At 71.4% G+C, this 6771-nt stretch carries 5 protein-coding genes, 1 tRNA gene and 2 pseudogenes; 4 read left to right on the top strand and 4 right to left on the bottom strand.

Annotation, left to right across the window (positions count from 1 at the left end; translation table 11 throughout):
- Positions 1-243: pseudogene (locus ACKOQ4_RS00175) on the top strand (cyclase family protein); the annotation flags it as partial.
- On the opposite strand, the gene ACKOQ4_RS00170 reads toward ACKOQ4_RS00175, so the two are convergent.
- The 4 genes from ACKOQ4_RS00170 to ACKOQ4_RS00155 all read right to left on the bottom strand — a co-directional run bounded on the left by ACKOQ4_RS00170 (position 192) and on the right by ACKOQ4_RS00155 (position 3075).
- Positions 192-1550 (bottom strand): PE-PPE domain-containing protein, encoded by a 1359-nt coding sequence (locus ACKOQ4_RS00170; RefSeq protein WP_526287610.1) that lies wholly within the window; start codon positions 1548-1550, stop codon positions 192-194. The pseudogene ACKOQ4_RS00175 and the gene ACKOQ4_RS00170 sit on opposite strands and share 52 nt — an antisense overlap.
- A gap of 22 nt (positions 1551-1572) precedes the next feature.
- Entirely contained in the window at positions 1573-1719 is a 147-nt protein-coding gene (locus ACKOQ4_RS00165) for a hypothetical protein (RefSeq protein WP_526287608.1), read from the bottom strand.
- Positions 1720-1742: 23 nt separating this feature from the next.
- Complete coding sequence (locus ACKOQ4_RS00160; RefSeq protein ID WP_526287606.1) at positions 1743-2774, bottom strand: hypothetical protein; 1032 nt, start codon at positions 2772-2774, stop codon at positions 1743-1745.
- Between the two features lie 218 nt (positions 2775-2992).
- Positions 2993-3075: transfer RNA gene (locus ACKOQ4_RS00155), tRNA-Leu, on the bottom strand.
- A 223-nt stretch (positions 3076-3298) separates the two neighbouring features.
- Here ACKOQ4_RS00155 and ACKOQ4_RS00150 point away from each other — a divergent pair.
- From ACKOQ4_RS00150 to ACKOQ4_RS00140, 3 genes and pseudogenes are all read left to right on the top strand, one after another.
- Positions 3299-4669 (top strand): FHA domain-containing protein, encoded by a 1371-nt coding sequence (locus ACKOQ4_RS00150; RefSeq protein ID WP_526287604.1) that lies wholly within the window; start codon positions 3299-3301, stop codon positions 4667-4669.
- A gap of 141 nt (positions 4670-4810) precedes the next feature.
- On the top strand, positions 4811-5275 hold the full coding sequence (locus ACKOQ4_RS00145; protein ID WP_526287602.1) for an FHA domain-containing protein FhaB/FipA: 465 nt from the start codon (positions 4811-4813) through the stop codon (positions 5273-5275).
- Positions 5272-6771: pseudogene (locus ACKOQ4_RS00140) on the top strand (PP2C family protein-serine/threonine phosphatase); the annotation flags it as partial. The gene ACKOQ4_RS00145 and the pseudogene ACKOQ4_RS00140, both read left to right, overlap by 4 nt.

The following is a 6771-nucleotide window of genomic DNA, read 5'->3' as shown; positions in this document are numbered from 1 at the left end:
ACCGACGCCTGGAGCTGGGACGCCCCGTTCAGCTACACCGCGCAGCGCTACGCGAAAAGCCATGACGCGTCGATCATCTGGGAGGGCCATCGCGCCGGCCGGACCATCGGCTACTGCCATATCGAGAAACTGCACAACCTCGAATCACTGCCTGCGAACGGATTCGAGGTGGCCTGCTTCCCGGTCAAGGTTCACGCCGCGTCGGCGGGCTGGACCCGGGCGGTGGCCATCTTCACCGGGTGAGGCGCAACCCTGCGCGGACCCGAGGCCGCGGCGGCCCCGGCGCGGGACCGGGCAGTGATCGCGCGCGCGCGATCCGGCAGCCCGGGACGACGGGCGGCACGCGCCGATGCCGGGGGCGGATCCGCACGAGGACCCGCCTGCGCGGGAACCGGTCCGTACGCGTCGACAGCGCCGGCGTACACCGGTGGACCCCCGACGCCGTAGACGCCCTGGGGCTCGGTGCGGAACGGCCGGTTGGCGGAGTTCTTGGTCGTGTAGGCGATCGCGTCGTCCCACCCGGTGGGGATCGCCCGGAGCAGATTGGCCGCGGTCTTGGCGACGTCCGTGCGATATCGCCATTGGGCCGGGGTCGGCTTCCCGGGATTGACCGTCCGGTCATAACCGGCCTCGACCAGCACCCGCAGCGGCGGGTCGAGGCTCAAGGCCAGCGGCCGGCCGATGCCGGGGATCGCTGCCAGCGGAAGCAGCAGCGGGAGCGTCGGGCTCGGCCTCAGATAGTAGGTGCTGTCCTGGTAGTAGCCCTGGAGCAGCGGTGGGTCTGCGGTTGCGAGGGGGGTGTTGTGGACCAGCGCGATGCCGAAGACCGCGTTGAGGTCCGCGAGCAGGTTGGCCGGATTGGTGGGGAAGTCCGTCCAGCCGTCGTACTGGCGCGCGATGTCGATGGTGGGCATCGGGTCGGATCTGGGCGAGTTCGTCGGAGTGGCGCCGCTGAAGGTGATGCCCAGCCCCGGAACGTAGGCGCCGGCGAATCGCTCGAACAGTCCGCCGTTGGGGCGATTGAGGTTGTAGACCAGGATGAAGCTGACCGATCGTCCGCTGACCGGATTGGCGATGAGATGGTTCTTCTCCCGGCTGGCCACGACCGCGCTCTGCGAAATGCCCTCGACCACATAGGAACTGTCCGAGAACCGCTGCAGCTTGGTTTCGGTGAACGGCGCCGACGTGGCCCGGCAATCGAGTCCCCGCAGGCACGCATCGAGGTTGGCCCGGCCCTCCTCCACCGCTTCGTCGAAGTCCGTCGTGCCGGGACCCGGGGGGAAGCCGACCTTAGCGGGAAAATAGACGACCACAGGGGCGCAGCCCGGATCGCCTCCGGTGCACAGGCCGGAGGGTCCCACGATTCTGGTGTCGACGTCCTCGACGAAGCCGCGCATGAATTCCGGGGTCTTGGGCGGGATGCTCAGAATCTGGCCCGCGCCGCCCATCATCATCGCGCTGGCGGTCAGCCGGGGTTGCGTCGCCGTCGGGCTGATACCCGCCAGAAGGGTTGCGGCGCAAACGAACAGCGCGCTCAGTCCGTATCTCATCGACCCTCCTCCGATTCACCGGTCAGCCGGTGAACTTCCCGCTGCGAATCCGGTCGGCCTCCATCAGGGCCAACTCCTGAGCGCCGGGGACGACGATCCTCGGGTCGGGCACGAAGTCGACGTCCGGCGCTCGGTCCCGGTAGCGCTGCAGCTTGGGCAGCTCCGCCATATCAGTGCACTCCGCCCGGTCCGCTAGCGGTGCTTGGCCGGAATCCGCCGGGCCGCCGCCGGCCGGTCCGCCGACTCGGGTCCGGCCGCTGTCCGCTGCGCTCTGCCGCGGGCGGCCCGGGTCTTGGCTGCCGGACGGGGAGCGGCAGCCTCGGTGGCGAGGACACCGTCGGGACCCTTGGCGGCCGCCGGCGCCGCCGACGCGGCCCGGACCTTCGGCGGGTAGTTCTCGTAGAGCCACGGGTTGTCGTAGGGCTTGTCGGGATTGCAGGACGGACACAGGGCGGGGGCGAGCCGGCGGAACAGCGGGGCCGCGCCGATCTGAGCTTCGTTGAACCACTCGCTGTCCTGGACGAACGGGTAGAACGCCTTGCGCACCGACCTGCCCACCGCTCCCACGGCGGCGGCGAACTCGCCGGGGGAGACCGTCTCGACCCCGGTCGGCGGCGCGGTCAGGTAGTTCCGCAGCGCCGAGGAGACCGCCCCGCGGTCCAGCTTGACGTACTGACCGGACCACGAGGTGGGCTCGCCGGTGAACGGGTTGGTGACCGCGGGGAACTGATAGCCGCTGTGGAGGGTCGCCATCGGCACCTTCATCGCCGTGGCCAGGAAGGCTCCCCGGTCGGGACAGGCTCCCGGCTGGGCGGCGCAGCCGGGGTTCATCGGCAGGTTGGCCGTCGCCCACCAGCCGACCTGCTCGCCGATCGCCGTCGAGAGCGGCTTGATCGGCACCATCATGTCGATCAGCGCCCTGAGCTTGGGCGGATCCAGCTCGTCGAAGCCGACGACGTTGGTCGGGCCCCACACCTGCCAGCTGCCGGTGGCGGTCATCGCCGCGGCAAACCGGTTCATGGCCTGGGTCTCCCAGGCCGGCACGCTCAGCACCATGTTCAGCAGATTGGCAGGCACGTTCCCCGGGCCGGCCGACGCGGCCGCCAGCGAGTAGGCGCGGCTGGAGACCTGCTCGGCGACCGGGGCGGCCGGGCTGACCGCGATGGCGCCGGCGCCCAGCAGCGCCACGACGGCCGCCAGGCAGGGCCTCGCGGTAGCGGTCATGGTGCCCCCTCAACATGTCGAGGACCCCGCCGGTCCGGTGCCGACGAGATTCCCAGTGCCCCTGCAAGGTATCGGAAACGGCGCCGGGCTAGCAAAGCGATCCGGCCGGCGGCCGGCCGAATTCGGAAACCGCGCCCGCCCCCGGCGCAGCACCGGACGAACATACGGAAAACGAAGGCCACGGCCTCTTACGAGACCGTGGCCTTCAGCGCTCGCAGTGGGCGAAGGGGGACTTGAACCCCCACGTCCCGAAGGACACTGGCACCTGAAGCCAGCGCGTCTGCCATTCCGCCACTCGCCCGAAACGCCCCGGGAGCCTATCACGCTGACCGGCGGGTTCCCAACGGCGCCGGCAGCCGCCCCGACGCGTGGCGCAGGCCCCTGAACTGCGTCGATACAAGTGCTGCCGGTCGCCTACGGCCCGATCGGCACCCCCTGCCGATACCATGGTCGGGGGGCGGGAGACGGCCTCGGCCAACAGATCGGGGGACAACAGATCGGGGGAATCGAGGTAAGCGGTCGAGATGGCTAACCAGAGAGGTCTGGTTCAACGCATCGAGCGCATGCTGGAGGACGGCGTCGGTGATGCGTTCGCCCGCGTGTTCGGTGGCTCGATCGTGCCCCAGGAAGTCGAGTCGCTGCTGCGCCGAGAGGCCGCCGACGGCGTGCGCACCCTGCCCGGGGATCGGTTCCTCGCCCCCAATGAATACGTCATCACCCTCGGGGATTCCGACTACCAGAAGGTGAGCGCCGACCGGGATCTGACCCCGGATGCGTTCGCCTCCCACCTCGACGGCTACATCCGCGACCAGGGCTGGCAGACCTACGGTGCGGTGGTGGTCCGGTTCGAGCGGGGCGACGCCCTGCACACCGGGCAATACCGCACCCGTGCGGCCGTCAACCCCGATGCCGACCCCCGCCCGTCTGCTCCGGCACCCCGCCCAGCAGAATCACAGAACGCGTCCACCGCAGAACCAGGAGTGCCAGCGATGACCGACAACCCCAGCTACCGCGGCCAGGGTCGCCCCGGCGAGGACTACTACCCCGAGCAGTACGGGCGCGGTCAGGAGGAGCCGCGCGGCGGCGCCCCGGAGCAGCGCCCCCCGTATCCGCCGGAGCAGGGCGGCTACCCCGACCCCTACGCCCAGGGCGGCTACCCGCCGCGACCGGCCTACCCGGACCAGGGCGGCTACCCCGATCCGTACGCGCAGGGTTACGAGCAGCGCCCACCCGCCGGTTACGGCTCGCCCTACGACGCGGGCTACCGTCCGCCGGCCCCGCAGGGGTACGGCGCCCCGTACTACGGGCCGCCCCAGGGCGGCGGCTATCCGCCCCCGCCTGCCGACTACTACGGCCGCCCGGCGCCCGCGGGCTACGAGCAGCCGAGGCCCGGCTACCCCGACCCCTACCAGCAGCCGGGCTACGGCGGATACCCGCGGCCCGACTACGGCCAGCCCGAGTACGGCCGCTACGAGCAGGGCGGCTACCCGCCCCCGGCGCCGGCCGCCGAGTACGACTACGGCCAGCCCGCCCCGGCCGGCGACTACGGCCAGCCCGAGTACGGGGGTTACCCGGCGCCCGGCCAGGCCGACTACCCGGCGGCGGCGGGACATGCGGTGACGCTGCAGCTCGATGACGGCAGCGGCCGGACCTACCAGCTGCGCGAGGGCGCCAATGTGATCGGCCGCGGCCAGGACGCGCAGTTCCGGCTGCCCGACACCGGGGTGTCGCGCCGGCACCTGGAGATCCGCTGGGACGGCCAGGTGGCCCTGCTGCAGGACCTCAATTCCACCAACGGCACGACGGTCAACAACGCCCCGGTGCAGGAGTGGCAGCTGGCCGACGGCGACGTCATCCGGGTGGGCCACTCCGAGATCGTCGTCCGCGTCCACTGAGCCGGCGCCGAACCGGCGGGGCTGACTGCTTCGGCCCTCGCCGGACCGGACGCCGAAGTATCCTGTGACGTTGCCGAAGTCGGCCCGCATCTTCGCGGTCAACCAGGCTGCGACCACGACAGGAGGACGGAGGGCCGCCGCATGCAGGGATTAGTGCTGCAGCTGACGCGCGTCGGCTTCCTGCTGCTGCTCTGGCTGTTCATCTGGTCGGTGCTGCGCATCCTGCGCACCGACATCTACGCCCCGACCGGGGTGGTGATGGTCCGGCGCGGGCTGGCTCTGCGCGGCGGGGCCGCGGCGCGGCCCGGCAAGACCGCCGCCCGCTATCTGGTGGTGACCGAGGGCGCCCTGGCCGGAACCCGCATCAACCTGGGCGCCCAGCCGGTGTTGATCGGCCGTGCCGACGATTCCACCCTGGTGCTCACCGATGACTACGCCTCGACCCGGCACGCCCGGCTGTCGCCCCGCGGCCCGGATTGGTTCGTCGAGGACCTCGGCTCCACCAACGGAACCTATCTGGATCGCTCGAAAGTGACTACGGCGGTGCGGGTTCCGATCGGCACGCCGGTGCACATCGGCAAGACGGTAATCGAGCTGCGCCCGTGACCCTGGCCCTTCGCTATGCCGCCCGCAGCGACCGCGGTCTGGTGCGCGCCAACAACGAGGACTCGGTCTACGCGGGTGCCCGGCTGCTGGCGCTGGCCGACGGCATGGGCGGCCACGCCGCCGGTGAGGTGGCCTCTCAGCTGGTGATCGCCGCGCTGGCGCACCTGGATGACGACGAGCCCGGCGGGGACCTACTCGGCAAGCTCGAAGACGCTGTGCACGAGGGCAATTCGGCGATCGCCGACCAGGTGGAGCAGCATCCCGACCTCGACGGCATGGGCACGACACTGACCGCGATCCTGTTCGCCGGCGACCGGCTCGGCCTGGTCCACAGCGGCGACTGCCGCTGCTAACTGCTGCGCGACGGCGAACTGCCCCTGTTCACCAAGGACGACACCTTCGTGCAGACACTCGTCGACGAGGGCCGGATCACCGCCGAGGAGGCGCACACCCACCCGCAGCGCTCGCTGATCATGCGCGCGCTGACCGGCCAGGAGGTCGAACCGACGCTGATCATGCGGGAGGCCCGCGAGGGCGACCGCTACCTGCTGTGCTCCGACGGGCTGTCCGACCCGGTCAGTCAGGAGACCATCCTGGAAGCGCTGAAGATCCCCGATGTCGCCGACAGCGCCGACCGGCTCATCGAACTCGCCCTGCGCGGCGGGGGACCGGACAACGTCACGGTCGTGGTCGCCGACGTCATCGACCACGACTACGCCGGCCAGACCCAGCCGATCATCGCCGGCGCGGTCTCCGGCGACGACGAACACCGCATCACCACACCCAACACCGCGGCCGGCCGCGCCGCGGCGATCGCGGTGCGCCCGCCGGCGGTCAAGCGGGTCGAACCCGAGCCCGAGCCACCGCCGGTGAGGTCGCGCCGGCGGCCGCTGATCGCGGCGGCTCTGGTCCTGCTGCTCGCCCTTGCCGGAATCGGCCTGGGCTATCGGATCATTCGCGGTTACTACTACGTCGGCGCCCACCAGGATCACGTCGCGATCATGCGCGGTATCCAGGGGTCGTTTCTCGGCGTCCGTCTTCAGCAGCCCTATCAGCTGGGGTGCGTCAACGAGCGCGGCGAGCTCTCTCAGATCAGCTACGGGCAGGCCGACACCCCACTGGACTGCGCACTGATGCGGCTCGCGGACCTGCGGCCCGCGGAGCGGACCCAGGTTTCGGCCGGGCTGCCGGCCGGCAACCTCGACGAGGCGATCGGCCAGTTGCGCGAGCTTGCACACGGGTCCCTGCTGCCGGTCTGCGCGCCGCCGAAACCCGCCCGCGTCGCGCCGCCGGCCGGCCCTCGAACAGGCTCGGGCGGACCCGCCGCCCGGCAGTCGATGCCCGGTTTCGGCGCCGGCGTCGGCGCCGGAGAGGGTGGCGGGGCGGCGGGTCCGCCCGAGCCCGTTCGAGGGCCGGCCCGCGTCGCGCAGACCGGCTGCAGGGACCCGTGTGCACGCGCGCGCAACTGGCCGAGCGCCGGGTCGCGGGTGCCGGGC

The sequence above is a fragment of the Mycobacterium sp. genome (assembly GCF_046095365.1).
Lineage (GTDB): Bacteria > Actinomycetota > Actinomycetes > Mycobacteriales > Mycobacteriaceae > Mycobacterium.
This window is presented reverse-complemented; position numbering and strand designations above follow the sequence as displayed.